Genomic DNA, 25,376 nt, shown 5'->3' with positions numbered 1-25,376 from the left:
TAGCCCGGCTAAGGCGTTTACGCCGCAAGCCGGGACAATAGAGCATGCGATTACTTCGCCAGCCAGGCTGCGACCTCCTGCCAGCTGCCGCGAAAGAGAATTTTCCCGGCTTTTTTCCCCAACTGATAGCGATACATCGGGTCGTAGTATTCTTCCAGCAGCGGTACCAGCCAGGCAAAGTGCGCCTCGGTGCTGGCGGTGCGCTGCTGCTGCACCAGCGCCTCATCGAGCCGTTCAGTGAGCTGAGCAAAACGCTGCAGCCCCAGGCGACGGCGGATGGCAAACAGGCCGTGATGCAGATACTCGCCGTATGCCTGCCAGCCTTTCTCTTCGCCATACGCGGCGATAAAGTCGCGATACATGCGATCGAAATACTCTTCGCGCAGCCGTTCGAGGCGAACGTCAAACGGATCTTCCACCACCGCCAGCGGCGACTGCGCCATGCGGAGGCGCAGGCTCTCCGGTAGATGATTGGCGCCGATCATATGGCCTTCATCTTCCAGCACCCAGCGGGTCTGCTGTTCGGCTTTTTTAAGCAGGCCGACCGCCAGGTGGTTTTCAAAGGTGGCCTGCGGATGCTGATCCTGCAGGGTTCGACCGAATGAAGAACCGCGGTGATGAGCAAGCCCTTCCAGGTCGATACCGTCCGGGCGCGAGCAGACCAGTTGAGTTTTGCCGTTGCCGGTGCAGCCGCCAATCAGCACGATCGGGCGCTGCACCAGTTCGTCGGTGGCCTGGATCGCCGCCTGGCGTAGCGCTTTATAGCCGCCGACGATCAGGGGGTAATCCACGCCAGCTTCTTTCAGCCACAGCTGGACGATATGCGAGCGCTGGCCGCCGCGGGCGCAGCACAGGTAACCGTGTGGGTAACGGGCGCACGCTTCCAGCCACGCCTGAGTACGGCTGGCGCGCAGGTCACCCTGGACCAGTTTATGGCCGAGCGCCAGCGCCGCTTCCGGCCCCTGACGCTTGTAGCAGGTGCCGACCGCGGCGCGTTCTTCATCATTCATCAGCGGCAGGTTGATCGCCGCCGGCATCGCGCTTTGGCTAAACTCCACCGGGGCGCGTACGTCAATCAGTGGCGTATCGCTGGCGAGAATGGCGCGATAATCCGTCCCATTGGTCATGGGGTATCCTCTGAAGTCAAAACAGAAATGAGCTTTACAGCAAGGGGGGGATTGTACGCGCCTCAAGGTGTGCCGGGGAAGGGGATAGATCAAATCCCCGGCACGAAGGGCTTAGCTGAGCTGCGATTGCGCCCAGAACAGGCCGCTAGTGTACTCCGGCGGCAGCAGCGGCTTGATCGCTTCCAGCGTCGCGCTCAGGCGATCGGTATCGCTGTCGGTGAGGTTCAGGTGGCCGACTTTACGACCCGGGCGCACCTCTTTGTCATACCAGTGCAGGTGCACCAGCGGCAGCTTCAGCCAGTCGTAGTTAAGATCGGTGCCGATCAGGTTGATCATCACCGACGGGCTGTTGACCACCGGCGGCGGCAGCGGCAGGCCGGTAATCGCCCGCAGATGCAGCTCGAACTGGCTGATAGACGCGCCGTTCTGCGTCCAGTGGCCGCTGTTGTGCACCCGCGGCGCCAGCTCGTTAATCAGCAGCCCCTCGGCGGTAACGAAGCACTCCATCGCCATCACGCCGACGTAGTTCAGCTCGTTCATGATCGCCGTCAGCATGCTTTCCGCTTGTTCCTGCTGGCGAGCGTTGGCCTGCGGGAAGGCGACGCTGGCGCGCAGAATACCGTCCTGATGCAGGTTACGGGTCAGCGGGTAGAAGACGGTGCTACCGTCATGAGCGCGGGCGCCCACCAGCGATACCTCGCCGGAGAAGTTAATCCCCTGCTCGACGATGCACTCGCCGTAGTTATCGGCCGGTAGCTGATCGATCTCGTTTTCCTGCAGACGCCACTGGCCGCGGCCGTCGTAACCGCCAACGCGACGCTTAACGATCGCCAGTTCGCCAAGGCGGGCAAACACCGCCGGCCACTCGCTTTTATCCGCCAGCAGCTGCCACGGGGCGGTGGCGAGGCCAAGCTTGTCAAACAGCTGCTTTTGCGTCAGGCGGTCGGCGATAATCGGGAAGACATCGCGGTTGACGAACGCCGGGTGGCGGGCCAGCTCGCGGGTGAGGGCGGTTTCCGGCCAGCGTTCAATTTCTGCCGTGATGACGCTCTGCTGGAACGGCACCGCTTCCGGGTCGGCTTCCAGGCCGACCGGCCAAACGGCGATGCCCAGCGGCTCGCCGGCCTGGCGCAGCATACGGCCTAACTGGCCGTTACCGAGCACGCATACCTGTTTCATGCCGCACCCCGCGGATCCGGATTATCCAGCACTTCATCGGTTTGCGCCTGACGCCAGGCGCTCAGGCGCTGGTGCAGTTCAGCATCGTGCTGGGCAAGGATCTGCGCGGCGAGCAGGCCGGCGTTCGCAGCGCCAGCTTTGCCGATGGCCAGGGTACCGACCGGAATGCCGCGCGGCATCTGCACAATGGAGTAGAGGCTGTCGACACCGCTTAAGGCTGCGCTCTGAACCGGTACGCCGAGCACCGGCACCAGGGTTTTCGCCGCAATCATGCCCGGCAGATGCGCCGCGCCGCCTGCTCCTGCAATAATCACCTGATAACCGTGGCTTTCGGCGCTTTCAGCAAAGCTGAACAGCTTATCGGGCGTGCGGTGGGCGGAGACCACTTCGACATGGTACGGAACGTTCAGGGCATCAAGGATTTCTGCGGTAAATTGCATGGTAGCCCAGTCGCTTTTGGACCCCATCACGATGGCGATACGCGCCGAATTATTGCGGGAAGACATGCGTCTTAAAACTCCTGTGGGTGTGTTTCACACTGCTTTAGAGGCCACAGAGAATAGCATGAACTGCCAGCAAGGAAAACGGTTGCGTGCGCATGGTTAGCCGTCTTTTGTCTCGCCTGGAGGTGATGGCGTGGGTGCCTGATTGACCTTTATCTCCCTCATGATACAGGTGATAAGCAGCACTACCCCCCACGGGAGCATCAGGGTGCCCATAAGCAGTAAATAGATTTGTACCAGCCGGCTATCGTGAGGGCGGGTGCAGAGCAAATAAATGGCATAAAAATAGATAGCCCACGCCAGCATCGCACACCAGACAAACGTCAGCGTGTTGCCGATAACGACGCCGATTAAGGCGATATAACTTACCCCTAACGGATTGAGGATCGCGATGATCATTCCCCACATCAGCGGCTGACTCCACTTTTTCCTGCTCATGCTCGTTCCTTGAGAGTGACGTTGTGGAAGACTAGCATGCAGGGCGGGGGGAAGCGCGCACCTTCGCCCGGGCAAAAGGCGCTTTCGGAATTGTGCTCGCGCAGGAATTAGAACGGAAAGTGGATTAGTTTGACGTCGTCCGGCGTCACCTTGACCATCGAACCTTCGCTGTGCCAGGCGCCAAGTACCACACGCCATGCGGGTTGGCCGTTGGCCTGCAGTTCATGGACCGCCGGGCGATGAGTATGGCCGTGGATCAGCCACTGCACGTGATGCCGCTCCATTGCGTCAACTACCGCCTGTGGATTCACATCCATAATTTCCATTGATTTACTGCTGTTGGCGGCTTTGCTGTCGGCGCGCATGCGGGCGGCGATGCGATGGCGAATAAACAGCGGCAGGGCCAGGAACAAACGCTGGATCCACGGGGTGTGGACTTTGGCGCGAAACGCCAGATAGCCTTGGTCATCGGTGCACAGCGTGTCGCCATGCATGATCAAGACTTCACGGCCATAGAGGTCCAGTCGCTCTTCTTCGGCGAGCAGGATCATCCCGCTCTGGCGGGCAAAGCGCTGGCCGACGAGAAAATCGCGGTTGCCATGGATGAAGTAGCACGGCACGCCGGCGTCGACGACGGCTTTGATTGCCGAGGCAATTTGTTGGTGCAGCGGGTTAGGATCGTCATCGCCGATCCATGCCTCAAACAGATCGCCAAGGATATACAGAGCGTCCGCCTGGCGGGCTTCGCCCTGTAAAAAACGCAGAAAACCGGCGGTGATCGCCGGTTCTTCTGTTTGCAGGTGCAAATCTGCAATAAAAAGTGTCGCCACGAATTACTCGCTGACGGTGACGCTTTTGATGATCACATCATCTTTCGGCACATCCTGGTGCATGCCGCTGCGGCCGGTGGCAACCGCTTTGATTTTGTCGACCACGTCCATGCCTTCAACCACTTCCGCGAAGACGCAGTAGCCCCAACCCTGCAGGCTTTCGCCGGAGAAGTTCAGGAAGTCGTTGTCAACCACGTTGATGAAGAACTGCGCGGTGGCAGAGTGCGGCGCCTGAGTACGGGCCATCGCCAGCGTGCCGCGGGTGTTTTTCAGACCGTTGTTCGCTTCGTTCTGAATCGGAGATTTGGTCGCTTTTTGTTTCATGCCAGGTTCAAAACCGCCGCCCTGAATCATGAAGCCGTTGATAACACGGTGGAAAATGGTGTTGTCGTAGAAACCTTCGCGGCAGTAGTCCAGGAAGTTTTTAACTGTTTCCGGCGCTTTGTCGTCAAACGTTTTGATTACGATATCGCCATGATTGGTGTGGAAAGTAACCATTTTTGCATCCTGTTCCGATGAGTGTGGTGCCAGCACCCGGTGTCGGGTGAGATATAGGGGGGTGTTATAGCATAACCGCGGGGGTCGATGCACCTTGCAATGTGTGCTGCGTCCGGTCTGAATTATGGGTATTATAGAGACTTCATTACCCACACACGTCTACACGGAATCTTCGATGTTAAAAATTTTTAATACACTGACGCGCCAGAAAGAGGAATTTAAACCTATCCATGCCGGGGAAGTCGGCATGTACGTGTGTGGTATTACCGTTTACGATCTCTGTCATATCGGCCATGGACGTACCTTCGTCTCCTTTGACGTCGTGGCGCGCTATCTGCGTTTTCTCGGCTATAAGCTGAAGTACGTGCGCAATATCACCGATATCGACGACAAAATCATTAAGCGCGCTAATGAAAACGGCGAAAGCTTTGTCGCGCTGGTCGATCGCATGATTGCCGAAATGCACAAAGATTTTGACGCGCTGAATATTCTGCGTCCCGACAGCGAGCCGCGCGCAACGCACCATATTGCGGAGATCATTGAGATCACCGAGCAGCTGATCGCCAAAGGCCATGCTTACGTGGCAGATAACGGCGACGTGATGTTCGACGTGCCGACGGACCCGAACTACGGTTTGCTGTCACGTCAGGATCTCGATCAACTGCAGGCGGGGGCGCGCGTCGACGTGGTTGACGTCAAGCGTAACCCGATGGACTTCGTCCTGTGGAAAATGTCGAAAGAGGGCGAGCCGAGCTGGCCGTCGCCATGGGGCGCGGGCCGTCCGGGCTGGCATATCGAGTGCTCGGCGATGAACTGCAAGCAGCTTGGCAACCACTTCGATATTCACGGCGGCGGTTCGGATCTGATGTTCCCGCACCATGAAAACGAAATCGCCCAGTCCACCTGCGCCCACGACGGCGAATACGTCAACTACTGGATGCACTCCGGCATGGTGATGGTTGACCGCGAGAAGATGTCGAAATCGCTGGGTAATTTCTTTACCGTCCGCGACGTGCTGAAGTATTACGATGCGGAGACGATTCGCTACTTCCTGATGTCCGGCCACTATCGCAGCCAGCTGAACTACAGCGAAGAGAACCTCAAGCAGGCGCGTTCGGCGCTGGAGCGTCTGTACACCGCGCTGCGCGGGACGGACAAATCCGTCGATGCGGCGGGTGGCGAAGCCTTCGAAGCACGCTTTATCGAGGCGATGGACGACGACTTCAACACCCCGGAAGCCTACTCGGTGCTGTTCGATATGGCGCGTGAAGTGAACCGTCTGAAAACCGAGGACGCGGCCGCGGCGAACGCCATGGCGGCCCACCTGCGTAAGCTTGCTGCGGTACTGGGTCTGCTGGAGCAGGAGCCGGAGGCGTTCCTGCAGAGCGGCGCGCAGGTTGATGACGCGGAAGTGGCGGAGATCGAATCGCTCATCCAGCAGCGTCTGGACGCGCGCAAAGCGAAAGACTGGGCGGCGGCGGATGCGGCGCGCGACCGTCTCAACGAGATGGGCATTGTGCTGGAAGATGGCCCGCAGGGCACCACCTGGCGCCGGAAGTAAGCCATAAAAAAACGCCCGCAAAAGCGGGCGTTTTTATTTTCGTTGTCAGGCCGTGACGGTCACGCTCTGGCCTTCAAAGCTCACCGTCTGACCAGCGACGATTTTGCAGCGTTTGCGGGTTTCCACCGCGCCGTCGACTTTTACCAGCCCGTCGGCGATGGCGATCTTCGCCTGGGCGCCGCTTTCGCTCCAGCCTTCCAGCTTCAGCAGATCGCACAGCTCAACGTGCGGGTGTTTACCTAAGGAAAATGTCGCCATCTCAGGCCTCCTCAACGTCGTGATACTCTTCGCACGCCTGCAGCGTGTTCTGGATCAGGGTGGCGACGGTCATCGGGCCAACGCCGCCGGGAACCGGGGTGATGTAGGACGCGCGTTCGGCGGCATCTTCATACACCACGTCGCCGACCACTTTGCCGCTTTCCAGACGGTTGATGCCGACATCGACCACAATCGCCCCTTCTTTAATCCACTCGCCAGGAATAAAGCCCGGTTTGCCCACCGCGACGATCAGCAGGTCGGCGTTTTCGACATGATGGCGCAGGTTTTTTGTAAAGCGGTGGGTGACGGTGGTGGTGCAGCCGGCCAGCAGCAGCTCCATGCTCATCGGGCGACCGACGATATTGGAGGCGCCAATGACCACCGCATTGAGGCCGTAGGTGTCGATATTGTAGCGTTCCAGCAAGGTCACGATACCGCGCGGAGTGCACGGACGCAGGCGCGGCGCGCGCTGGCACAGGCGGCCAACGTTGTAAGGATGGAAGCCGTCGACGTCTTTATCCGGCGCGATGCGCTCGAGAACTTTGACGTTATCGATCCCTGCCGGCAGGGGCAGCTGAACCAGAATACCGTCGATGGTCTTATCGGCATTCAGAGTGTCGATAAGCTCCAGCAGCTCGGCTTCGCTGGTGGTTTCCGGGAGATCGTAAGAGCGGGAGACGAAGCCCACTTCTTCACATGCTTTGCGCTTGCTGCCGACATAAATCTGCGAGGCCGGGTTGCTGCCGACCAGCACGACGGCCAGCCCAGGGGCGCGTTTTCCGGCCGCAACGCGAGCCTTCACTTTTTCCGCAACCTCAGAGCGTACCTGCTGCGCAATCGTTTTACCGTCAATAATTTTTGCTGCCATCAGAGAGAGGATTCCATCTGTATCTTTACGAAAGGGGGATGAGGATATTTTGTCAGAAGCGGGCCTCGCTGTCAGTCCTCGTTTGCTGTTTTATCCTGTCTGAGGCTAATTTAGCCTGTTATGACCATGGTTATTACATGGTTATTGGTGCGTTGCGCCTGGCCACTGAGTCGATTTACGCGCGCATTAGCCCCGGCGGTATGCTTCTTGTACAGTTGGTGGGGGATATTTCGCCAGCGTCGTATAAGCCCCGCAGTTTCCTGGCAAAATGGATTGACTCGACCGACGTGGACCGTATAATTCCACGCGTTTCACTCCGCGAAGCACTTGCTTCTCAGGGCGCCCTTAGCTCAGCTGGATAGAGCAACGGCCTTCTAAGCCGTAGGTCACAGGTTCGAATCCTGTAGGGCGTGCCATACTCACTTCTCTTAGCGTCCTCTGAAGTCTACTCAACCCAGTATATACGCGGCATTTTCAAATATTCCATTACCTCAATGTCTTCTATGATTCATTGAAATCCACATTCATGTGGAGGGAGATTCCTGTTCAATGAAAGGAGATACCCCAGGTGAAGCTCGCAGCCCGCCAGGTCGATATATCTAAAACTAAGGACAAACCCTATAAGCTGTCTGATGGCGGTGGCCTTTAGCACCGTTTGATGCGCGTGAGTTGGAATGCATTATTGTCAGCCAACGACACGTAACAGCAGGGGCACTTCATTACCCGCATCATGTTTTCAGACCGATAATCAGCGAGCGCTAAGCATGGCGGCTGTGGTAGGATACAGTTGCTGTCAGGAGCCCTCCTCAAAAATATTAAGGCTTGGGTAATATATGAATACTCCTTCGTTATATTGAAGGAACAGGAGCCTGATTTCACATGTCAGATATTGAACTTGAAAGATTTAAGGCAATGCTTCGTGATGAGTCTATTGATGACCTGCTAACCGCGCTTGCGTACAAGATTCCTTTGTACAGATTAGACCCATTAATCATCAGGGGGCGAACAGAGCACATCACAAATGCGGAATTAAATAGCTGCGCCTAATACCGCTACACTTTTACCTGACCATGTTTTCCTCCGGGGAATGGGCTGGCGGTTTCCATAAAATGGCGGACCTTTTTCAGTAACTGCCACATTGAGCGGCACTGATGATTACGGGTTATCGTGTCATGAAGTGCCTGCCATAGCCGTTCCACATGATTCACCCACGGCGAGTAAACCGGCTGGTAAATTACCCTGAACTTGGGATTTGCTTTCAACCAGCGCTGTGTTTCGCGGCTTTTATGGATAATGTAGTTATCAACGATCAGCGTGATTGTTTTCGCCCGCCGGTAAGTGGCTTTCAGGTGCTTCAGCAGAGCGATAAACAGCGCTGAACTTTTGCTGTTGCCGCCCACGTAGCTAACTTTACCCGTGCCACTGTGCAGTGCGCCGGCCAGATAGTATTTTTCGTTCTGCCCCGGAGTCACTACCCGTTTCTGCTGTCCGCGCAACTGCCAGTCCGCACCGATTTTAGGATTAAGGTGGATATCCACTTCATCTTCATAAAATACCGGATGCTCTGCGCTGCATTCATCCAGCGCTTTGTGGATTACCGCCATCTTTTCATCTTTATGTGGGTCACGGATACGCAGAGTTGGCGCGGCCCTGCGCCATACAAGCCCCGCAGATGGCAACCAGCGGCGAACGGTTGCTGCATGTAACTGGCAACCGGTTATCTCGTTGATTTTTATTGCCAGTAATTCGGTGCTCCAGCGTGAACGTTGATAACCAAAATCGCCGGGAGAATGCTTTATCAGCTCACGTAACAGGGTGCAGATATGTTCAAAAGGCCAGCGTCGGGAGCGCCCTGCGGGTAAGGATTTCAGGCCTTCAATACCTGAGTGCGTAAACCAGTTAATCCAGCGACCAACGGATGAACGGGCACAACAGAGAGTTCTGGCAACATCGCTGACCCGTTCACCCCGATGAAGCATCAGCATGGCCGTGAGTCTGCGGGCATGATTTTTATCGCGCGTTTTATGAATAGCTTTCTGCATCAGGCGTCGTTCGCCACGGGGTATTGGTGCTATGATCGGCATCGCTCAGTCCGGTTGGTGGTTTTGGTTGGTTTGGCGATTGATCAGATCGCACAATCCGGGCTGAGTTCCCTTTCAGTGATCTACTATTCCGCGCAGCTATTTAATCGAGTCGTTTGACCGATTATATCAGGCCGGAATTTTGATGACTGGTGAGAATGGTCAAGTAGTGAAGGGGCCTAAATGGGTTGAACCAGAGTTCGTGAAAATGGAGAAATACTTTCCGCATCCGCGGTAATAGCAACATCCAAATTACCCAAAATAGCTTCATGAGCACGACGTAACCGACTAACTCGAACACCTTTGCAGCTATGTACTTTTATCCTCTAATTTCCGCTATCAATCCTGGATAGCACTCAGGGGGTTATTAAGTGGTAACTCATCAGCAAAGATGTGCATGCTGTCGATGACTTGGCATTCATTGAGTTGGTGCCTGGCGGAGCGTTAAACGGATTCATCAGTAGTTGATCGCCTGGTCTACCTATTGCAAGACAACGTTTAGCCTCGCCCTGCTTTTTGCAGTGATACTTACACTATCGCTGGCTTCTGAAGGGTGTCGGACATAACGCAAATTATGCATGGTTCGTTACTCTGAATTATTCATAATAGTCGCGCATTACGTTGAATATCCGCAGGCTATATACCTGGTAGACTCCTCACTGGAGCAGGGCCCGTACTCACATTTTGCGGGCAGGATAATACACCTTAAATATTTGAAGGGATAGGATACTTCAGCTCGATTTGCGGCGCATCGCTTAGCCGCCGGCCAGATTTTGCCATCAGGTATCCGGCGATTTCTTCAGGCGTTAAATCGACATGAAGCATGTCTTTATCCTGAAACCATTCATTAGGCCAGTAGATGAGGTCGGATGGATTGGCATCAAAGTTTTTCTCAAGCAGTCCCAGCGCGTAGCTTTGTTCAGATTCCTTACCTTCGGCCTGACACACAAACTGGATGATCTGAATCAGCTCATCCCAGGATAAATCCGCCACGTATTTTTCTTGATTAAACGCCATCCCGGTGAAGTCTTTTGCACTGGTCCATGAAGAGAAATCCCGGAAATCAGAGAATGCATACGGGTTAATAACCTGGCTATTCCAGTCATTTATCAACATTTTCAACCCGGTATCCTCTTCCTTAGCCCCGTTATCAATTTGCGCCAGTATCTCTTCGGCCATGTCCGCTAGCTGTTTCAGTTTCTGGCGGTTTACTTTGGCTGGTTGCAGACGTTCGGGTAATGGCATCGGTTTATTCCTTGTAAAATTGAGCGCATCAGTGACAAGCTATGCTCCCATCCTGGTCAAACATTTATCCAAAGTCTATATACAATCATTCCCTCTTCTGACAACGAGCGTCTAACGGTATAAATATCAGCGGTGGGTCTCGGGCGTTCGTTACCCGCCATCCGCAAAAAATCTACTTTTCAAGATGAAAAGTGGCTTCGCAAACCATATCTGTTAGCCGACTTCTATGCGCAGGAGGCCGCTTGCAGCCTGTTTCAGAGTACACCCAGTTGTACCATTCCCCGCCAAATAACCGCAATCTGATAACAAAAAGTTTAATTTTTTTCCCCGCCGTGCTGACTATAGTTAGGGCACTTTCACTTGCCCAATAAGGTCACGATTATGAAATTAGTTATCGCCTCCGTAATTTCTCTGCTCAGCTTCAGCGCGCTGGCGGCGCCAGAGGGGACGCTCAGCGTACACATTCTTAATCAGCAAACCGGGCTCCCTTCACCGGGGGTGCAGATTGAGCTGGATAAACAGCAGGGGGAGAGCTGGCAGCATATCGCCACCGGTAAAACGGATGCCGATGGGCGGATTAAATCGCTCTATCCGCAGGCGGAGAATATGGAGCCGGGGGTGTATAAAGTGACGTTTAAAACCGGTGACTATTTTAAAAGCCAAAATATGAATACGTTCTTCCCGGTGATTCCGGTTATTTTCAATGTCACAAAGCAAAATCAAAAACTGCATATCCCGCTGCTGCTCAGTCAGTACGGATACTCTACCTACCGCGGCAGCTGATGACCCAAGCCGCTATCCAGCCAACGCCTGCGCCTCTCCCGCAGGCGTCACGCTTTCCTCGCACCACGATGTCCACGCCTAACGCTCGGTCTCTTTCTCTTTAAAGTGTTTAACGGCTTCGTCGTACATCGCCAGCAGGCCGGAAATTTCGCCTTCATATTGCGGCACGCGCTGGGCGCGAACGAGCTCAATCAGCAGCGCATAGGCTGCTTCTTCCGGGGCCGCATGTGGATTAATAAGTCCAGACATATCACCTCCTTAACAGTGGGCCTTTAGCCTACCCCTCGGCGGGAAAACGCAACAGCCTGATATGCAACCAGTACTTCTTATATGGCTCTTGTGAAACCTCAGAGGCGAAGACCACGGCGGAAATCAATTGAAGGAGGGGTTATCCAGACCACTGGCGTGGCGGTTAGCGGTGCATCTACACCGGCAGGAGGCTCATCATCAGCCAGGCGATGGCGATGCAGATAAGAGTCATCGACAGCACAAAATTCATGGTAGCTCTTCTTTATCCTTTCTTTACTCAGCGTAAATTTTGACAGCGATGATCGCCTTTATCCTTGGCGATTTGTGCCGCTATCCGGCGGTGGGCTGGGGAAAGACGGCCTGTTTCCCCGTGAAGGCCAGCAAAATATCCTCTTTGCCAGGGTTATAGTGATGACATCAATGAATAAGCTGCATCACATTGGTTATGTTGGTCTTTCCGCCTGAAGAATGACTTCAGGTCGCTGATAAGCTTGCTGGGGGACTAACAGGATGAGCACTACACCGTTAACGCTTTCTTTTGCCGGGCAACAACCGCCCATCGCCCTGCCGCAGGTGCCGGGAACGCGGGGGCCGGTGGGAGTCGACATGCGCGGGCTAAATCAGTCCGGATTCTGCAGCTATGACCCCGGCTTCGCCAATACCGCCGGATGCCAGTCGGCGATCTCGTGGATCGATACGGAAAACAGCGTGCTATTGCACCGCGGCTATCCGGTGGATCAGCTGGCTCGCCAGTGCGATTTTCTCGAAGTGGCCTACATCATGCTGAACGGTGACGCGCCGGATGAGGCCAGCTATCAAACCTTTCGCGAGACCATCACCCGCCATACTCTGGTCCATGAGCAGATAGCCCGCATGTGCAGCGGCTTTCGTCGCGACTCGCACCCGATGGCGCTGATGTGCGCTCTGGTGGGGGCGCTGGCGGCGTTTTATCATGACGTCCTGGACGTGGAAAATCCGCAGCACCGGGCGCTGGCCGCCACCCGGCTGCTGTCGAAAATGCCCACTATCGCCGCCATGAGCTACAAGTACACCATTGAGCAACCCGCAGCGTATCCGCGCAACGATCTCTCCTATGCCGGTAATTTCCTGCAGATGCTGTTTGCTATCCCGGCGGAAAAATACGTTCTCAATCCGGTTATCGAGCAGGCGATGAACCAGATCCTGGTGCTGCATGCCGATCACGGGCAGTGCGCCTCGACCACTACGGTGCGCGCGGCGGGCTCCTCCGGGGCGAACTTATTCGCCTGCGTCGCCGCCGGGCTGGCGTCGCTGTGGGGGCCGATGCATGGCGGAGCAAATGAATCGAGCATGCGAATGCTGGAGGAGATTGAAAGCGTCGATCAGGTTCCGGCGTTTCTGCGCCAGGCGAAGCGCGATCCGCAGGCATTTCGCCGGCTGGGTTTTGGCAACTCGCGCTACCGTCACCGTGACCCGCGCGCCGATATCCTGCGTGAAACCAGCCATCGGGTGCTGGCGGAGGTAGGCATGTCTGACCGCCTGCTGCAGGTGGCGATGGCCCTTGAGGACGTGGCGCTGACCGACCCCTATTTTGTGGACAATGGCCTGTCGCCAAGCGTGGATTTCTATACCGCGGTGATCCTTAAAGCGATGAATCTGCCTTCGTCGATGTTTGCGGTGGTCACCGCGGTCGGTCGGACGGTCGGTTGGGTGGCGCACTGGAACGAGATGCACCAGGCGCCGCTGACCATCTACCGGCCACGGCAGATTTACGTTGGCGAGGGCTATCGGGATTACGTCTCCCGACGCGGCGAGCGGTCAACGGGCCCGCAGTGACTGCGGGCGAAGCGAACGCCAGCGCGACCTTCGTGGTGACTTATAACTGATCTGCCTGGCGGCGCGGCGCCGTCAGGCATGCGCCAGTAAAGGAAACATCAACTTCCTGTCTTTAAACAGGTTTTCCTTCTGGTCATAGACGAAGAGGATATCTTCTCCCTCTATCTTCTCATACTCGCCGAGCCGGTCTTCACTGGGGGTAAAACCGAGGATGGCCTGGTAAACGTGGTCATCGGCCAGTTCGTTGACCAGCGTCGACAGGCTCTTGCCCACGTCGCAGAACAGATCAAAGCAGATCAGCACCGGACCGTTTTGCATGGCGATGACCACCGCCTCATTTTTTGCCGAGTAATAGACAAAATGCTTCATAAAGGCTGAGCAGTAAAACATCAGCAGGCCAAAGTTATGCTCCACCCGCAGCGGTGAGAACGGGTTGGATTTTTCATAGTAATGGCGGAGCAGGGCGACATCGTCAGGGCTGTCCATATCCAGTTTACGAAAATCACCGGCTCGCGGGGAGACCGGCATAATATATTGATACTCTTCGCTGCGGGTAAAGCCAAATTTGGGGTAAAAATCCACCGTGGTGGGATTGGCGAATAAAAAGAAGGCGTCCGCCTCCTGCTGCCAGTCCTGCAGGATGTGATGGATAAGCTGGCCGGCTAATCCCTTATTACGGTGGTCCGGCTCGGTCATCACGGTGCCAATCTGAATATAACGCCGGGGCTCGCCCTGCCAGCGCAGGTCGATGATGTTGGCCGAAGCGTTAGCGATAACTTTATTGCGTTCGACAAAAGCATAGGGGATATAGGCATCGGTCCAGTAACCTTGCTGATACCACTCTTCAAAAGACAGGTCAAAAGTCTTAACGGCAAGGTCAATGAAGCTTTTTCTTAATGGGTTATTTTCTCTGACTTGCTTCACTAATTGATAATTCATTGTCATAGTTCCTTCTCACTATGGCTTCTGAAAGCGGCGACGTCGGCAAAGGCACTTGCGTCGAATGAGCGCTGTAAACGTAGCATATCTGGGAAAAGGATCCGCAATGTCGATGCTTAACCTTTGCCCCAGTCACAAATAACCGCATGCTGGCCGTGTCAAACCGGGCGAAACGGACTGTTTGCGTTCGCTATCGCCATAATAAAGCGTGAGTAAAAGAGGTATTGGTCGAGAGGCTGAGGCAAATGTACTGGCTATTTTATCGACAATCGGCCGAGCCGTAGAGGTTAGGTTTATTTATTTATGCATTAAACAGGAAATTTTACGCGTTGCGTCTAATAATAGAGTAGTCCCCAGCGTAAGGGCTGAATTTATCCTGGAATCGGCTTATAATAACGCGCTTTGTGATTGAGTATTACCGCACGAATTGGAAAAATACTACGTGCAGGATCCGCTACTTTATTTCGCGGTTTTTGCTCAGCTATTATTGAGTGAATTAACAGGATTACTATGTCAAATTTACCCAAATTTTCCCGCGCGCTGTTGCACCCGCGTTACTGGCTGTTGTGGCTGGGAATTGGCTTTTTGTGGCTGCTGGTGCAATTACCGTATCCGGTGATCTACCGTCTGGGAACGGCGCTTGGGCGGCTGGCAATGCGGGTGATGAAAAGCCGCGCGCGGATTGCCAGACGTAATCTCGAACTCTGCTTTCCCGAGATGAGCGCCGCCGACCGCGAGGCGCTGCTGGTGAAAAACTTTGAATCGCTGGGCATGGGGCTGATGGAGACCGGCATGGCCTGGTTCTGGCCGACGCACCGGGTAGCGCGCTGGACCGAGACCAGTGGCGTTAACGAGGTGGTGGAGCTTCTGGAAGAAAAGCAGGGCATTTTACTGATCGGTATCCATTTTCTGACCCTCGAAATGGGTGCGCGAATGTACGGCATGTTTACCCCAGGCATTGGCGTCTACCGTCCTAACGATAACCCGCTGATTGACTGGCTGCAAACCTGGGGACGCTTGCGCTCTAACAAGACCATGTTGGATCGAAAAAATCTGAAAGGGATGGTCAGGGCGCTAAAAGAGGGGGAAATTCTCTGGTACGCGCCGGATCATGACTACGGTCCGGCCAGCAGCGTCTTCGCCCCGCTGTTTGCCGTCGAACAGGCGGCGACCACCACCGGTACCTGGATGCTGGCGAAAATGTCCGGGGCGACGATTGTGCCGTTTGTTCCGCGGCGCAAGCCCAACGGCATGGGGTATGAATTGATCTCCCTGACGCCGGAGCGCACGCCGCCGCTGGCGAGCGCCGAGGTTACGGCGGCCTGGATGAATCAGATTATCGAACAGTGCATCCTGATGGCGCCCGAGCAATACATGTGGCTGCACCGGCGCTTTAAGACCCGCCCGGAAGGAGTACCGCCGCGTTACTGAACGCCTCGGCCAAAAAATAAGCGCATCGGTAGCACGCTCAGTAAATCGCCGTCTATACTGAAAGGGCCTGACTGAAGGCTAATTCCAAGGAGATTGCAGGATGAAAAAAGTGATAGTCGCGTTAGCCCTTTCCGCCGTTGCATTTGGCGCCTCCGCCGCGCAGTTGATTACCAAAGAAGAAGTGAAACACTTCAAACTGACCAAAGTCGGGCCGATCTCGGTGGGGCCGTCCGGTGGCGAATTCTCTTCGCCTTCCGATCTGCACGATCAGCTCTCCAAGCTGGCCGATGAGAAAGGCGGAAAGTACTACGTGATCACCGCTGCGCGTGAGCATGGCCCTAACTTTGAAGCCACAGCGGAAGTGTATAAATAACCTTTTTTAAAGCGTGCCGTATCGGCGCGCAACGCATTGAGCCTGGAGCGCGTTAAGCCTCCGGGCTTATTTTTTTCTGCTATCGGAATTGCCTTAGGCAATAGCGGCAGCGGAAATGCGTTTTTATCGCTATATATAGATTTCATGATCACGATGTTAATGAATTATTGCTTTTTATTGTTAATAAAGAGCCAATTCTGACCTAATGCCTGAGGGAGTGACCCCTGGCAAAAATAGGTAGGACAAATGTGTTATCATCGCGCCTTTCCCTTTTTGTCTGGGGCTTTCTTGTATGCTACAACCTGTTGTTCGCGTCGGTGAATGGCTGGTAACCCCCTCTGTAAACCAAATCAGCAGGAAGGGGCGCCAGCTTACCCTTGAACCGCGTTTAATCGATCTTCTGGTCTTTTTTGCCCGCCATCCGGGGGAAGTGCTTAGCCGGGACGAGCTTATCGAAAACGTCTGGACCCGGAACGTTGTGACCAGCCACGTCGTCACGCAGAGTATTTCTGAACTGCGCAAGTCGCTCAAAGACGGCGACGACGTTAGCCTTGAGTACATCGCGACGGTACCCAAACGGGGGTATAAGCTCACGGTGCCGGTGATCTGGTGCACCGAAGAGGGGGAGGAGCTAGCCCCGTCGATGGAGGCGCTGACGCCTTCGCCGTCGACCGCTGTTCCTGCGCCGCCGGCCGCCGGTGCGCCATCCGACGTCTCTGTCCCTCTCCCTGATGCCGCCGCGCCGCCACCGGCTCCTACCATGGCCAGCGCGCCGTCAGGCCGCAAGCGCCTCACTACCGCCCTGGTGTGGGGGCTGTTCCTGTTGGCGCTGGGCACCTGCGTGGCGCTGGTGGCGCTGTCGAGCATGGAATCGCGGCCGCCGGTCAACAAGGCGCGTCTGCTGCTCAATCCGCGCGATATCGATATCCACCTGGTGAATGGCAACTCCTGCGCTAACTGGTCGTCGCAGCACTCCTACGCCGTAGGACTGGCCAGCCTGATCACCACCTCGCTGAACACCTTCTCGACCTTTATGGTGCATGACAAAACGGACTACAACATCAATGAACCAAGCAGTTCCGGCAAAACGCTGACCATTGAGTTCGTTAATCAGCGCCATTATCGGGCGCAGCAGTGCTTTATGTCGGTCCAGCTGGTGGACAACGCCGACAGCTCGACGATGCTGGATAAGCGCTACTTTGTGACCAACGATAACCAGCTGACCATCCAGAACGATCTGATGAACAGCCTGTCGGATGCCCTGGCGCAGCCGTGGCCGGCGCGAATGCAGGCGATGCTCAGGCAATATCAGCCCTCGCAAAGCGTGGCGTTAACCTATTTCTACCAGTCGCATCAGCTGTTAATGAAGGGCGACGTCGATTCATTAAGTAAGGCCAGTAGCCTGCTGGATGATGTGATTAAGCGGGCGCCGGATTTTATTTACGCCTATGCCGAAAAAACGCTGGTGGATGTATTGCGCCATTCACAACAGCCGCTGGATGATAAACAGCTGGCCGCCCTCTACAGTGAAGTCGAGCGGGTAGGGGCGATGCCGGGTATAAAAGACATGGCGATTTATTATCAAATAAAAGCGGTGGATTCATTGGGGAAGGGCAAAGTCGACGAAGCAAATACCGCAATTAATAGTGCGATTGATTTAGAGATGTCATGGCTAAATTATGTGCTGTTAGGCAAAGTCTATGAGATGAAAGGTGAGAACCGTCTGGCTGCCGATTCTTACATCACGGCGTTTAATTTACGTCCTGGCGAAGATACCCTGTACTGGATTGAAAATGGGGTTTTCCAGACGTCGGTTAACCGAGTCGTTCCATATCTCGACAACTTTCTCTCTTCAGAATAAGTAAACCCTCATCATGTGCAAGGTTTTGGGCATGGTGAGGTTAAATTTATGTTTCTCATGAAGCCTCTTGTTGTTATTTTTATTTAGCATTCAGGAGGCTTTAAATAACAGTCAGATAACACACTCTGCTTCTTATAACTTGCTGTAATACAACGATGTTTATCTTTTTCTGACACCCTGTTGTCATGTTTATGTGTTAAGCGAAAAAGGTCAAAATATCATTTGTCTGATGTTTGTTTTTATATCACTTTATCTTTAGGACTTATCTCGTACAAATCAGTAATCTTGTTGGCAGTTGGTCGGGTCAATTAATGGTTCTGTATCATGATCTGTACCTCCCAAATAAACTTAGGAGAAAAACAACCATGAGTTCTGCCAAGAAGATCGGGCTATTTGCCTGTACCGGTGTCGTCGCCGGTAATATGATGGGGAGCGGGATTGCATTATTACCTGCGAACCTGGCCAGCATCGGTGGTATTGCCATTTGGGGCTGGGTGATTTCAATTATTGGTGCGATGTCTCTGGCTTATGTTTATGCCCGACTGGCCACTAAAAACCCGCAGCAGGGCGGTCCTATTGCCTACGCTGGCGAGATATCTCCGGCATTCGGTTTCCAGACCGGTGTCCTTTATTATCATGCAAACTGGATTGGTAACCTGGCCATCGGGATTACCGCAGTTTCTTATCTCTCTACGTTCTTCCCAATTTTAAATAACCCGGTGCCAGCAGGTATTGCCTGTATTGCCATCGTGTGGATCTTTACTTTCGTTAATATGCTCGGCGGGACCTGGGTCAGCCGTCTGACCACTATTGGTCTGGTACTGGTGCTTATTCCGGTAGTCATGACCGCGGTCGTCGGCTGGCACTGGTTTGATGTCGCTACCTATCAGGCGAACTGGAATACCTCCAGCACCACCGATAGCCACGCGGTTATTAAAAGTATCCTGCTCTGCCTGTGGGCCTTCGTTGGCGTAGAATCCGCCGCCGTGAGTACCGGGATGGTGAAAAACCCGAAACGTACCGTGCCGCTGGCTACCATGCTGGGCACTGCGATGGCCGGTATCGTCTACATCGCCGCGACTCAGGTTATCGCCGGTATGTATCCTGCTTCTCAGATGGCCGCGTCCGGTGCGCCGTTCGCAATTAGCGCCTCTACCATCCTCGGCGGCTGGGCTGCACCGATGGTATCCGCTTTCACCGCCTTTGCCTGCCTGACTTCTCTGGGCTCGTGGATGATGCTGGTTGGCCAGGCCGGTGTGCGTGCCGCCAACGACGGTAACTTCCCGAAAGTGTATGGCGAAGTTGATAACAACGGTATTCCGAAAAAAGGCCTGCTGCTGGCCGCAGTGAAAATGACCGCGCTGATGGTGCTGATTACCCTGATGAACTCCGCCGGTGGTAAAGCCTCTGACCTGTTCGGCGAACTGACCGGTATCGCGGTACTGCTGACCATGCTGCCTTACTTCTACTCCTGTGTTGACCTGATTCGTTTCGAAGGCATCAACATCCGTAACTTCGTTAGCCTGATTTGTTCGGTACTGGGTTGCGTGTTCTGCTTCATCGCGCTGATGGGCGCAAGCTCCTTCGAACTGGCCGGCACCTTCATCGTTAGCCTGATTATCCTGATGTTCTACGGTCGCAAAATGCACCAGCGCCAGAACAACGCATCGGATAACAACACCACCGCTAACGCGCACTAATCAGTAACCCGTTTTCCTGAGGCTCCTTCCATCACCTGTCATCACGCGACGGGAGGGGCTTTCTACATCTGGAGATTTGACTATGAACGTTATTGCAATCATGAATCACATGGGGGTTTACTTCAAAGAAGAACCCATCCGTGAACTGCATCGTGCTCTCGAACGCCTGGACTTCCGTATTGTCTACCCGAACGACCGTGACGACTTATTAAAACTTATTGAAAACAACTCTCGTCTGTGCGGCGTGATCTTCGACTGGGATAAATACAATCTCGAACTGTGCGAAGAAATCAGCAAAATGAACGAGTACATGCCGCTGTATGCGTTCGCTAACACCTACTCCACTCTGGACGTTAGCCTGAACGATCTGCGCATGCAGGTTCGCTTCTTCGAATATGCGCTGGGCGCTGCGGAAGATATCGCGAACAAAATCAAACAGAACACTGACGAATACATCGACACCATTCTGCCGCCGCTGACCAAAGCGCTGTTCAAATATGTCCGTGAAGGTAAATATACCTTCTGTACCCCAGGCCACATGGGCGGTACCGCGTTCCAGAAAAGCCCGGTAGGCAGCATCTTCTACGATTTCTTTGGCTCCAACACCATGAAATCCGATATCTCCATTTCGGTTTCTGAACTGGGTTCCCTGCTGGACCACAGCGGCCCGCACAAAGAAGCGGAAGAGTATATCGCTCGCGTGTTTAACGCAGAACGCAGCTACATGGTGACCAACGGTACTTCTACCGCTAACAAAATCGTCGGCATGTACTCCGCGCCGGCCGGCAGCACCGTGCTGATTGACCGTAACTGCCACAAATCGCTGACTCACCTGATGATGATGAGCGACATTACGCCGATCTATTTCCGTCCGACCCGTAACGCCTACGGTATCCTCGGCGGTATTCCGCAGAGCGAATTCCAGCACGCGACTATCGCCAAGCGTGTGAAAGAGACGCCGAACGCGACCTGGCCGGTACACGCGGTTATCACCAACTCGACTTACGATGGTCTGCTGTATAACACCGACTTCATCAAGAAAACCCTGGATGTGAAATCCATCCACTTTGACTCCGCATGGGTCCCTTACACCAACTTCTCGCCGATCTATGAAGGCAAATGCGGGATGAGCGGCGGCCGCGTTGAAGGGAAAGTGATTTACGAAACCCAGTCCACGCACAAACTGCTGGCGGCGTTCTCCCAGGCGTCGATGATCCACGTGAAAGGCGACGTTAACGAAGAGACCTTCAACGAAGCCTACATGATGCACACCACCACCTCTCCACACTACGGGATCGTGGCCTCCACCGAAACCGCGGCGGCGATGATGAAGGGGAACGCTGGTAAGCGTCTGATCGACGGCTCTATTGAACGTTCCATCAAGTTCCGTAAAGAGATCAAACGTCTGAAAGGCGAGTCTGACGGCTGGTTCTTCGACGTCTGGCAGCCGGAGCATATCGATGGTCCTGAATGCTGGCCGCTGCGTTCCGACAGCGCATGGCACGGTTTCAAAAACATCGATAATGAACACATGTACCTCGACCCGATCAAAGTCACGCTGCTGACGCCGGGGATGAAGAAAGACGGCACCATGGATGACTTCGGTATTCCGGCAAGCATCGTGGCGAAATACCTCGACGAACACGGCATCGTGGTAGAGAAAACCGGTCCGTACAACCTGCTGTTCCTGTTCAGTATCGGTATCGATAAGACTAAAGCGCTGAGCCTGCTGCGTGCGCTGACCGACTTCAAACGCGCGTTCGACCTGAACCTGCGGGTGAAAAACATGCTGCCGTCGCTGTACCGTGAAGATCCTGAATTCTATGAAAACATGCGTATTCAGGACCTCGCGCAGAACATTCACAAACTGATTGAGCATCACAACCTGCCGGATCTGATGTTCCGCGCGTTTGAAGTGCTGCCATCGATGGTGATGACCCCGTATGCCGCGTTCCAGAAAGAGCTGCACGGTCAGACGGAAGAAGTGTATCTCGAAGAGATGGTCGGCCGCGTCAACGCCAACATGATCCTGCCGTATCCTCCGGGAGTGCCGCTGGTGATGCCGGGTGAGATGATCACCGAAGAGAGCCGTCCGGTGCTGGAGTTCCTGCAGATGCTGTGCGAAATCGGCGCCCACTATCCAGGCTTCGAAACCGATATCCACGGCGCCTATCGTCAGGCGGATGGTCGTTACACCGTTAAAGTGCTGAAAGAAGAGAATAACAAGTAATAGACGCACACCAGGGAAGTGGCTTGCCACTTCCCTTTTTCACGCTGCAAGGAGAACACATGAAAACACCCTCACAGCCGCGCGCGATTTACTACATCGTTGCGATCCAGATCTGGGAGTACTTCAGCTTTTACGGCATGCGCGCCTTACTCATCCTTTACCTTACCCACCAGCTTGGCTTCGACGACAGCCACGCCATCAGCCTGTTCAGCGCTTACGCATCTCTGGTTTACGTTACCCCTATTCTCGGCGGCTGGCTTGCCGACCGCCTGCTCGGCAACCGCACGGCGGTAATTGCCGGGGCGCTGTTGATGACCCTCGGCCATGTGGTGCTGGGCGTTGAGTCGACCTCCGCATGGAGTTTGTACGTCGCGCTGGCGATCATCATCTGCGGCTACGGCCTGTTTAAATCCAATATCAGCTGCCTGCTCGGCGAACTGTACGCTCACGACGACCCGCGTCGCGACGGCGGTTTCTCGCTGCTGTACGCCGCCGGCAACGTCGGCTCGATTGCCGCGCCCATCGCCTGCGGACTGGCGGCGCAGTGGTACGGCTGGCATATCGGCTTCGCCCTTGCGGGGATCGGTATGTTTATCGGCCTGATGATTTTCTTAAGCGGCAGCCGCCACTTCCGGCATACCCGCGGCGTCGATAAACCGGCGCTGCGGGCGGTGAAGTTCGTGCTGCCGACCTGGGGCTGGCTGCTGGTGATGCTCTGCCTGGCGCCGGTATTTTTCACGCTGCTGCTGCAAAACAACTGGTCCGGCTATCTGCTGGCGATCGTCTGCCTGTTCGCTGCCCAGATGGTGGCGCGGATCATGATCAAAGCCCCGGAGCATCGACGCGCGCTGTGGCAGATCGTCCTGCTGATGCTCGCCGGAACGCTGTTCTGGGTGCTGGCGCAGCAGGGCGGGAGCTCGATTAGCCTGTTTATCGACCACTTCGTCAATCGTCGTCTGCTGAACTGGGACGTGCCGACCGCGCTGTTCCAGTCAGTTAACGCGATAGCGGTGATGGCGGCCGGCGTGGTGCTGGCGTGGCTGATGCGCCCGGAAGGCAGCGTGCGTTCTGTGCTGCGCGTCTGGCTGAAATTTTCTTTCGGCCTGCTGCTGATGGGCGGCGGCTTTATGCTGCTGGCGCTCAATGCCCGCCATGGCGCGGCTGACGGTCAGGCCTCAATGGGCATGATGGTCGCCGGGCTGGCGATGATGGGCTTTGCCGAACTGTTTATCGACCCGGTGGCGATGGCGCAAATCACCCGTCTGAACATGCCCGGCGTCACCGGCGTATTGACCGGCATTTATATGCTGGCCACCGGCGCGGTGGCCAACTGGCTGGCGGGCGTGGTCGCCCAGCAAACCACCGAATCGCAAATCAGCGATACGGCGATTGCCGCCTATCAGCATTTCTTCGCGCAGATGGGCGAATGGACCCTCGGCTGCGTGGCGGTGATGGTCATTATCGCCTTTGCCGCGGCCTGTAGCGTCGGCAAACGTCGTGCGGCTGCCGGTGAAATTACCGGCGGCGGCGCCTGACGCTCGTCCCGGCTCGTGGCGTAAACACTTTGTCCGGGCCGCGATTCGTAGCCCCGGTAAGCGCAGCGCGACCGGGGGCATTACCTCAACAGCGGAGCGCGAAGTCGCTCCTTGCACAGCTTAGTGAACAGGAGGAGGATATTCTGGCATGCGCGGAGGCCAACGATAAAAAATACCGTTACTGAAGCCATAGCTGAGTGAGATCAGCTTGGAGTGAATCCAGGATCGTTAAGATTGTGCTCTGGTGTCTTCCCAGAGACAGGCCGCGCGGAAGGGTGACCTGGTTCAATTTATCGAAGCTAGTTTGAAAGCAAGGTTATGAGGAATCCATATGTCTGAACAACAAGCACAAGGTGCCGATGAGGCCATTGACCTTAATAATGAACTGAAAGCTCGTCGCGAAAAACTGGCTGCGCTGCGTGAGCAGGGCGTAGCTTTCCCCAACGATTTCCGTCGCGATCATACCTCTGACCAATTGCATGCTGAATTCGATGCGAAGGACAACGATGAACTCGCTTCCCTGAACGTTGAAGTTGCGGTGGCTGGTCGGATGATGACCCGTCGCGTGATGGGCAAAGCCTCCTTCGTCACCCTCCAGGACGTCGGCGGCCGCATTCAGCTGTACGTGGCGCGCGATGACCTGCCGGAAGGCGTCTACAACGAACAGTTTAAGAAATGGGACCTCGGCGATATCATCGCCGCCCGCGGCAAGCTGTTCAAAACGCAAACCGGCGAACTCTCGATCCACTGCACCGAGCTGCGCCTGCTGACCAAAGCCCTGCGCCCGCTGCCGGATAAATTCCACGGCCTGCAGGATCAGGAAGTTCGCTATCGCCAGCGCTATCTGGATCTGATCGCCAACGAAGAGTCGCGTCATACGTTCCGTATCCGTTCGCAGATCCTCGCCACCATGCGCCAGTTCATGGTGGCCCGCGGCTTTATGGAAGTCGAAACGCCGATGATGCAGGTGATCCCTGGCGGTGCGTCCGCCCGTCCGTTCATTACCCATCACAACGCCCTGGATCTCGATATGTACCTGCGCATCGCGCCGGAACTGTATCTGAAACGTCTGGTGGTTGGCGGTTTTGAACGCGTGTTTGAAATCAACCGTAACTTCCGCAACGAAGGGATCTCGGTACGCCATAACCCAGAGTTCACCATGATGGAACTGTATATGGCGTATGCGGACTACAAAGACCTGATCGAACTGACCGAGTCGCTGTTCCGCACCCTGGCGCAGACGGTGCTGGGCAAAACCGAAGTGCCGTATGGCGACCAGGTGTTTGATTTCGGCAAGCCGTTTGAAAAACTGACCATGCGGGAAGCGATCAAGAAACACCGTCCGGAAACCAACATGGCGGATCTGGATAACTTCGACGCGGCGAAAGCGCTGGCGGAATCTATCGGTATTCAGGTAGAGAAAAGCTGGGGGCTGGGACGCATAGTTACCGAAATCTTTGACGAAGTGGCGGAAGCGCATCTGATTCAGCCGACCTTCATCACCGAATACCCGGCGGAAGTTTCTCCGCTGGCGCGCCGTAACGACGTCAACCCGGAAATCACTGACCGCTTTGAATTCTTCATCGGCGGCCGCGAAATCGGTAACGGTTTCAGCGAGCTGAACGATGCCGAAGACCAGGCGCAGCGCTTCCAGGATCAGGTGAACGCCAAAGCGGCGGGCGATGACGAAGCGATGTTCTACGACGAAGACTACGTGACCGCCCTCGAGTACGGCCTGCCGCCGACCGCCGGTCTGGGTATCGGTATCGACCGCATGGTGATGCTGTTTACCAACAGCCATACCATCCGCGACGTGATCCTCTTCCCGGCCATGCGTCCGCAGAAATAATCCGTTGCACTCCCTCCCGGCCT

At 55.2% G+C, this 25,376-nt stretch carries 24 protein-coding genes, 1 tRNA gene and 1 pseudogene; 14 read left to right on the top strand and 12 right to left on the bottom strand.

The annotated features are described in order from the left end of the window. Nucleotides 1–50: 50 nt before the first annotated feature. The 6 genes from mnmH to ppiB form a co-directional block, all read right to left on the bottom strand. Nucleotides 51–1,127 carry a tRNA 2-selenouridine(34) synthase MnmH gene (gene mnmH, locus KB890_RS08065; RefSeq protein ID WP_020324715.1) on the bottom strand — a complete coding sequence of 359 codons (1,077 nt, stop codon included), beginning with the start codon at nucleotides 1,125–1,127 and terminating at the stop codon, nucleotides 51–53. 111 nt (nucleotides 1,128–1,238) lie between these two features. Then, nucleotides 1,239–2,306 (bottom strand): 5-(carboxyamino)imidazole ribonucleotide synthase, encoded by a 1,068-nt coding sequence (gene purK / locus KB890_RS08060; RefSeq protein ID WP_020324714.1) that lies wholly within the window; start codon nucleotides 2,304–2,306, stop codon nucleotides 1,239–1,241. Continuing rightward, nucleotides 2,303–2,812, bottom strand: a complete 510-nt coding sequence (gene purE, locus KB890_RS08055; protein ID WP_004151322.1) for a 5-(carboxyamino)imidazole ribonucleotide mutase — start codon at nucleotides 2,810–2,812, stop codon at nucleotides 2,303–2,305. The genes purK and purE overlap by 4 nt, the downstream gene beginning before the upstream one ends. Before the next feature lie 96 nt (nucleotides 2,813–2,908). Beyond that, complete coding sequence (locus KB890_RS08050; RefSeq protein ID WP_004191612.1) at nucleotides 2,909–3,247, bottom strand: hypothetical protein; 339 nt, start codon at nucleotides 3,245–3,247, stop codon at nucleotides 2,909–2,911. A gap of 107 nt (nucleotides 3,248–3,354) precedes the next feature. Beyond that, entirely contained in the window at nucleotides 3,355–4,077 is a 723-nt protein-coding gene (gene lpxH / locus KB890_RS08045; protein WP_004893764.1) for a UDP-2,3-diacylglucosamine diphosphatase, read from the bottom strand. Nucleotides 4,078–4,080: 3 nt separating this feature from the next. Next, complete coding sequence (gene ppiB, locus KB890_RS08040) at nucleotides 4,081–4,575, bottom strand: peptidylprolyl isomerase B (protein ID WP_004151319.1); 495 nt, start codon at nucleotides 4,573–4,575, stop codon at nucleotides 4,081–4,083. A gap of 175 nt (nucleotides 4,576–4,750) precedes the next feature. On the opposite strand from ppiB, the gene cysS reads away from it, so the two are divergent. After that, nucleotides 4,751–6,136, top strand: a complete 1,386-nt coding sequence (cysS, locus tag KB890_RS08035) for a cysteine--tRNA ligase (protein WP_004143010.1) — start codon at nucleotides 4,751–4,753, stop codon at nucleotides 6,134–6,136. Between the two features lie 45 nt (nucleotides 6,137–6,181). Here cysS and ybcJ read toward each other — a convergent pair whose 3' ends face one another. Beyond that, nucleotides 6,182–6,394, bottom strand: a complete 213-nt coding sequence (gene ybcJ, locus KB890_RS08030; RefSeq protein WP_004143016.1) for a ribosome-associated protein YbcJ — start codon at nucleotides 6,392–6,394, stop codon at nucleotides 6,182–6,184. A gap of 1 nt (nucleotide 6,395) precedes the next feature. Then, complete coding sequence (folD, locus tag KB890_RS08025) at nucleotides 6,396–7,262, bottom strand: bifunctional methylenetetrahydrofolate dehydrogenase/methenyltetrahydrofolate cyclohydrolase FolD (protein ID WP_004143017.1); 867 nt, start codon at nucleotides 7,260–7,262, stop codon at nucleotides 6,396–6,398. Between the two features lie 339 nt (nucleotides 7,263–7,601). Here folD and KB890_RS08020 point away from each other — a divergent pair. The 3 genes and pseudogenes from KB890_RS08020 (at nucleotide 7,602) to KB890_RS08015 (ending at nucleotide 8,309) form a co-directional block, all read left to right on the top strand. Then, a tRNA-Arg gene (locus tag KB890_RS08020) sits at nucleotides 7,602–7,678 on the top strand. 152 nt (nucleotides 7,679–7,830) lie between these two features. Then, nucleotides 7,831–7,908: pseudogene (locus KB890_RS27560) on the top strand (DUF4102 domain-containing protein); the annotation flags it as partial. 233 nt (nucleotides 7,909–8,141) lie between these two features. After that, nucleotides 8,142–8,309 (top strand): hypothetical protein, encoded by a 168-nt coding sequence (locus KB890_RS08015; protein WP_159224467.1) that lies wholly within the window; start codon nucleotides 8,142–8,144, stop codon nucleotides 8,307–8,309. A 5-nt stretch (nucleotides 8,310–8,314) separates the two neighbouring features. Here the strand turns inward: KB890_RS08015 and KB890_RS08010 are convergent, their stop codons facing one another. Both KB890_RS08010 and KB890_RS08005 read right to left on the bottom strand, forming a co-directional pair. Then, on the bottom strand, nucleotides 8,315–9,346 hold the full coding sequence (locus tag KB890_RS08010) for an IS630-like element ISEc33 family transposase (protein ID WP_031280730.1): 1,032 nt from the start codon (nucleotides 9,344–9,346) through the stop codon (nucleotides 8,315–8,317). Between the two features lie 702 nt (nucleotides 9,347–10,048). Continuing rightward, a complete protein-coding gene (locus tag KB890_RS08005; protein ID WP_020324711.1) occupies nucleotides 10,049–10,588 on the bottom strand; it encodes a hypothetical protein in 540 nt (179 codons plus the stop codon). 381 nt (nucleotides 10,589–10,969) lie between these two features. Here KB890_RS08005 and uraH point away from each other — a divergent pair, with 381 nt between their 5' ends. Further along, nucleotides 10,970–11,371, top strand: a complete 402-nt coding sequence (uraH, locus tag KB890_RS08000; RefSeq protein WP_002892366.1) for a hydroxyisourate hydrolase — start codon at nucleotides 10,970–10,972, stop codon at nucleotides 11,369–11,371. 78 nt (nucleotides 11,372–11,449) lie between these two features. Here uraH and KB890_RS07995 read toward each other — a convergent pair whose 3' ends face one another. After that, nucleotides 11,450–11,620, bottom strand: coding sequence for a hypothetical protein (locus tag KB890_RS07995; RefSeq protein WP_002892370.1), 171 nt, complete (start codon nucleotides 11,618–11,620; stop codon nucleotides 11,450–11,452). Between the two features lie 324 nt (nucleotides 11,621–11,944). Here KB890_RS07995 and KB890_RS07990 point away from each other — a divergent pair, with 324 nt between their 5' ends. Continuing rightward, nucleotides 11,945–12,085 (top strand): hypothetical protein, encoded by a 141-nt coding sequence (locus KB890_RS07990; protein ID WP_020316410.1) that lies wholly within the window; start codon nucleotides 11,945–11,947, stop codon nucleotides 12,083–12,085. A gap of 45 nt (nucleotides 12,086–12,130) precedes the next feature. Beyond that, nucleotides 12,131–13,435 (top strand): citrate synthase, encoded by a 1,305-nt coding sequence (locus KB890_RS07985; RefSeq protein ID WP_004178865.1) that lies wholly within the window; start codon nucleotides 12,131–12,133, stop codon nucleotides 13,433–13,435. A gap of 72 nt (nucleotides 13,436–13,507) precedes the next feature. Here the strand turns inward: KB890_RS07985 and KB890_RS07980 are convergent, their stop codons facing one another. Then, nucleotides 13,508–14,374 (bottom strand): GNAT family N-acetyltransferase, encoded by an 867-nt coding sequence (locus KB890_RS07980; RefSeq protein ID WP_002892397.1) that lies wholly within the window; start codon nucleotides 14,372–14,374, stop codon nucleotides 13,508–13,510. A gap of 510 nt (nucleotides 14,375–14,884) precedes the next feature. On the opposite strand from KB890_RS07980, the gene KB890_RS07975 reads away from it, so the two are divergent. The 7 genes from KB890_RS07975 (at nucleotide 14,885) to lysS (ending at nucleotide 25,353) form a co-directional block, all read left to right on the top strand. Beyond that, entirely contained in the window at nucleotides 14,885–15,805 is a 921-nt protein-coding gene (locus KB890_RS07975) for a Kdo(2)-lipid IV(A) acyltransferase (protein ID WP_002892400.1), read from the top strand. A 100-nt stretch (nucleotides 15,806–15,905) separates the two neighbouring features. Next, nucleotides 15,906–16,178 (top strand): YdgH/BhsA/McbA family protein, encoded by a 273-nt coding sequence (locus tag KB890_RS07970; protein WP_002892402.1) that lies wholly within the window; start codon nucleotides 15,906–15,908, stop codon nucleotides 16,176–16,178. Nucleotides 16,179–16,470: 292 nt separating this feature from the next. Then, nucleotides 16,471–18,039, top strand: a complete 1,569-nt coding sequence (cadC, locus tag KB890_RS07965; RefSeq protein ID WP_020324721.1) for a lysine decarboxylation/transport transcriptional activator CadC — start codon at nucleotides 16,471–16,473, stop codon at nucleotides 18,037–18,039. A 365-nt stretch (nucleotides 18,040–18,404) separates the two neighbouring features. Beyond that, nucleotides 18,405–19,739 (top strand): cadaverine/lysine antiporter, encoded by a 1,335-nt coding sequence (cadB, locus tag KB890_RS07960; protein ID WP_002892484.1) that lies wholly within the window; start codon nucleotides 18,405–18,407, stop codon nucleotides 19,737–19,739. Nucleotides 19,740–19,821: 82 nt separating this feature from the next. Beyond that, on the top strand, nucleotides 19,822–21,969 hold the full coding sequence (gene cadA, locus KB890_RS07955; RefSeq protein WP_002892486.1) for a lysine decarboxylase CadA: 2,148 nt from the start codon (nucleotides 19,822–19,824) through the stop codon (nucleotides 21,967–21,969). Between the two features lie 59 nt (nucleotides 21,970–22,028). Next, nucleotides 22,029–23,504, top strand: a complete 1,476-nt coding sequence (dtpD, locus tag KB890_RS07950; RefSeq protein WP_004151795.1) for a dipeptide permease DtpD — start codon at nucleotides 22,029–22,031, stop codon at nucleotides 23,502–23,504. Nucleotides 23,505–23,835: 331 nt separating this feature from the next. Then, nucleotides 23,836–25,353: a lysine--tRNA ligase gene (gene lysS, locus KB890_RS07945; RefSeq protein ID WP_002892491.1), complete on the top strand. Its 1,518-nt coding sequence runs from the start codon at nucleotides 23,836–23,838 to the stop codon at nucleotides 25,351–25,353. Nucleotides 25,354–25,376: the final 23 nt, after the last annotated feature.

It is taken from the genome of Klebsiella sp. P1954, from assembly GCF_018199955.1.
In the GTDB taxonomy this organism is placed as follows: domain Bacteria; phylum Pseudomonadota; class Gammaproteobacteria; order Enterobacterales; family Enterobacteriaceae; genus Klebsiella; species Klebsiella pneumoniae.
This window is presented reverse-complemented; position numbering and strand designations above follow the sequence as displayed.

Excerpts from the sequence above, each read along its gene's own strand:
- mnmH (WP_020324715.1), bottom strand. The coding sequence starts at position 1,127 with ATGACCAATGGGACGGATTATCGCGCCATTCTCGCCAGCGATACGCCA.
- purK (WP_020324714.1), bottom strand. The coding sequence starts at position 2,306 with ATGAAACAGGTATGCGTGCTCGGTAACGGCCAGTTAGGCCGTATGCTG.
- purE (WP_004151322.1), bottom strand. The coding sequence starts at position 2,812 with ATGTCTTCCCGCAATAATTCGGCGCGTATCGCCATCGTGATGGGGTCC.
- KB890_RS08050 (WP_004191612.1), bottom strand. The coding sequence starts at position 3,247 with ATGAGCAGGAAAAAGTGGAGTCAGCCGCTGATGTGGGGAATGATCATC.
- ppiB (WP_004151319.1), bottom strand. The coding sequence starts at position 4,575 with ATGGTTACTTTCCACACCAATCATGGCGATATCGTAATCAAAACGTTT.
- cysS (WP_004143010.1), top strand. The coding sequence starts at position 4,751 with ATGTTAAAAATTTTTAATACACTGACGCGCCAGAAAGAGGAATTTAAA.
- ybcJ (WP_004143016.1), bottom strand. The coding sequence starts at position 6,394 with ATGGCGACATTTTCCTTAGGTAAACACCCGCACGTTGAGCTGTGCGAT.
- folD (WP_004143017.1), bottom strand. The coding sequence starts at position 7,262 with ATGGCAGCAAAAATTATTGACGGTAAAACGATTGCGCAGCAGGTACGC.
- KB890_RS08015 (WP_159224467.1), top strand. The coding sequence starts at position 8,142 with ATGTCAGATATTGAACTTGAAAGATTTAAGGCAATGCTTCGTGATGAG.
- KB890_RS08010 (WP_031280730.1), bottom strand. The coding sequence starts at position 9,346 with ATGCCGATCATAGCACCAATACCCCGTGGCGAACGACGCCTGATGCAG.
- KB890_RS08005 (WP_020324711.1), bottom strand. The coding sequence starts at position 10,588 with ATGCCATTACCCGAACGTCTGCAACCAGCCAAAGTAAACCGCCAGAAA.
- uraH (WP_002892366.1), top strand. The coding sequence starts at position 10,970 with ATGAAATTAGTTATCGCCTCCGTAATTTCTCTGCTCAGCTTCAGCGCG.
- KB890_RS07995 (WP_002892370.1), bottom strand. The coding sequence starts at position 11,620 with ATGTCTGGACTTATTAATCCACATGCGGCCCCGGAAGAAGCAGCCTAT.
- KB890_RS07985 (WP_004178865.1), top strand. The coding sequence starts at position 12,131 with ATGAGCACTACACCGTTAACGCTTTCTTTTGCCGGGCAACAACCGCCC.
- KB890_RS07980 (WP_002892397.1), bottom strand. The coding sequence starts at position 14,374 with ATGAATTATCAATTAGTGAAGCAAGTCAGAGAAAATAACCCATTAAGA.
- KB890_RS07975 (WP_002892400.1), top strand. The coding sequence starts at position 14,885 with ATGTCAAATTTACCCAAATTTTCCCGCGCGCTGTTGCACCCGCGTTAC.
- KB890_RS07970 (WP_002892402.1), top strand. The coding sequence starts at position 15,906 with ATGAAAAAAGTGATAGTCGCGTTAGCCCTTTCCGCCGTTGCATTTGGC.
- cadC (WP_020324721.1), top strand. The coding sequence starts at position 16,471 with ATGCTACAACCTGTTGTTCGCGTCGGTGAATGGCTGGTAACCCCCTCT.
- cadB (WP_002892484.1), top strand. The coding sequence starts at position 18,405 with ATGAGTTCTGCCAAGAAGATCGGGCTATTTGCCTGTACCGGTGTCGTC.
- cadA (WP_002892486.1), top strand. The coding sequence starts at position 19,822 with ATGAACGTTATTGCAATCATGAATCACATGGGGGTTTACTTCAAAGAA.
- dtpD (WP_004151795.1), top strand. The coding sequence starts at position 22,029 with ATGAAAACACCCTCACAGCCGCGCGCGATTTACTACATCGTTGCGATC.
- lysS (WP_002892491.1), top strand. The coding sequence starts at position 23,836 with ATGTCTGAACAACAAGCACAAGGTGCCGATGAGGCCATTGACCTTAAT.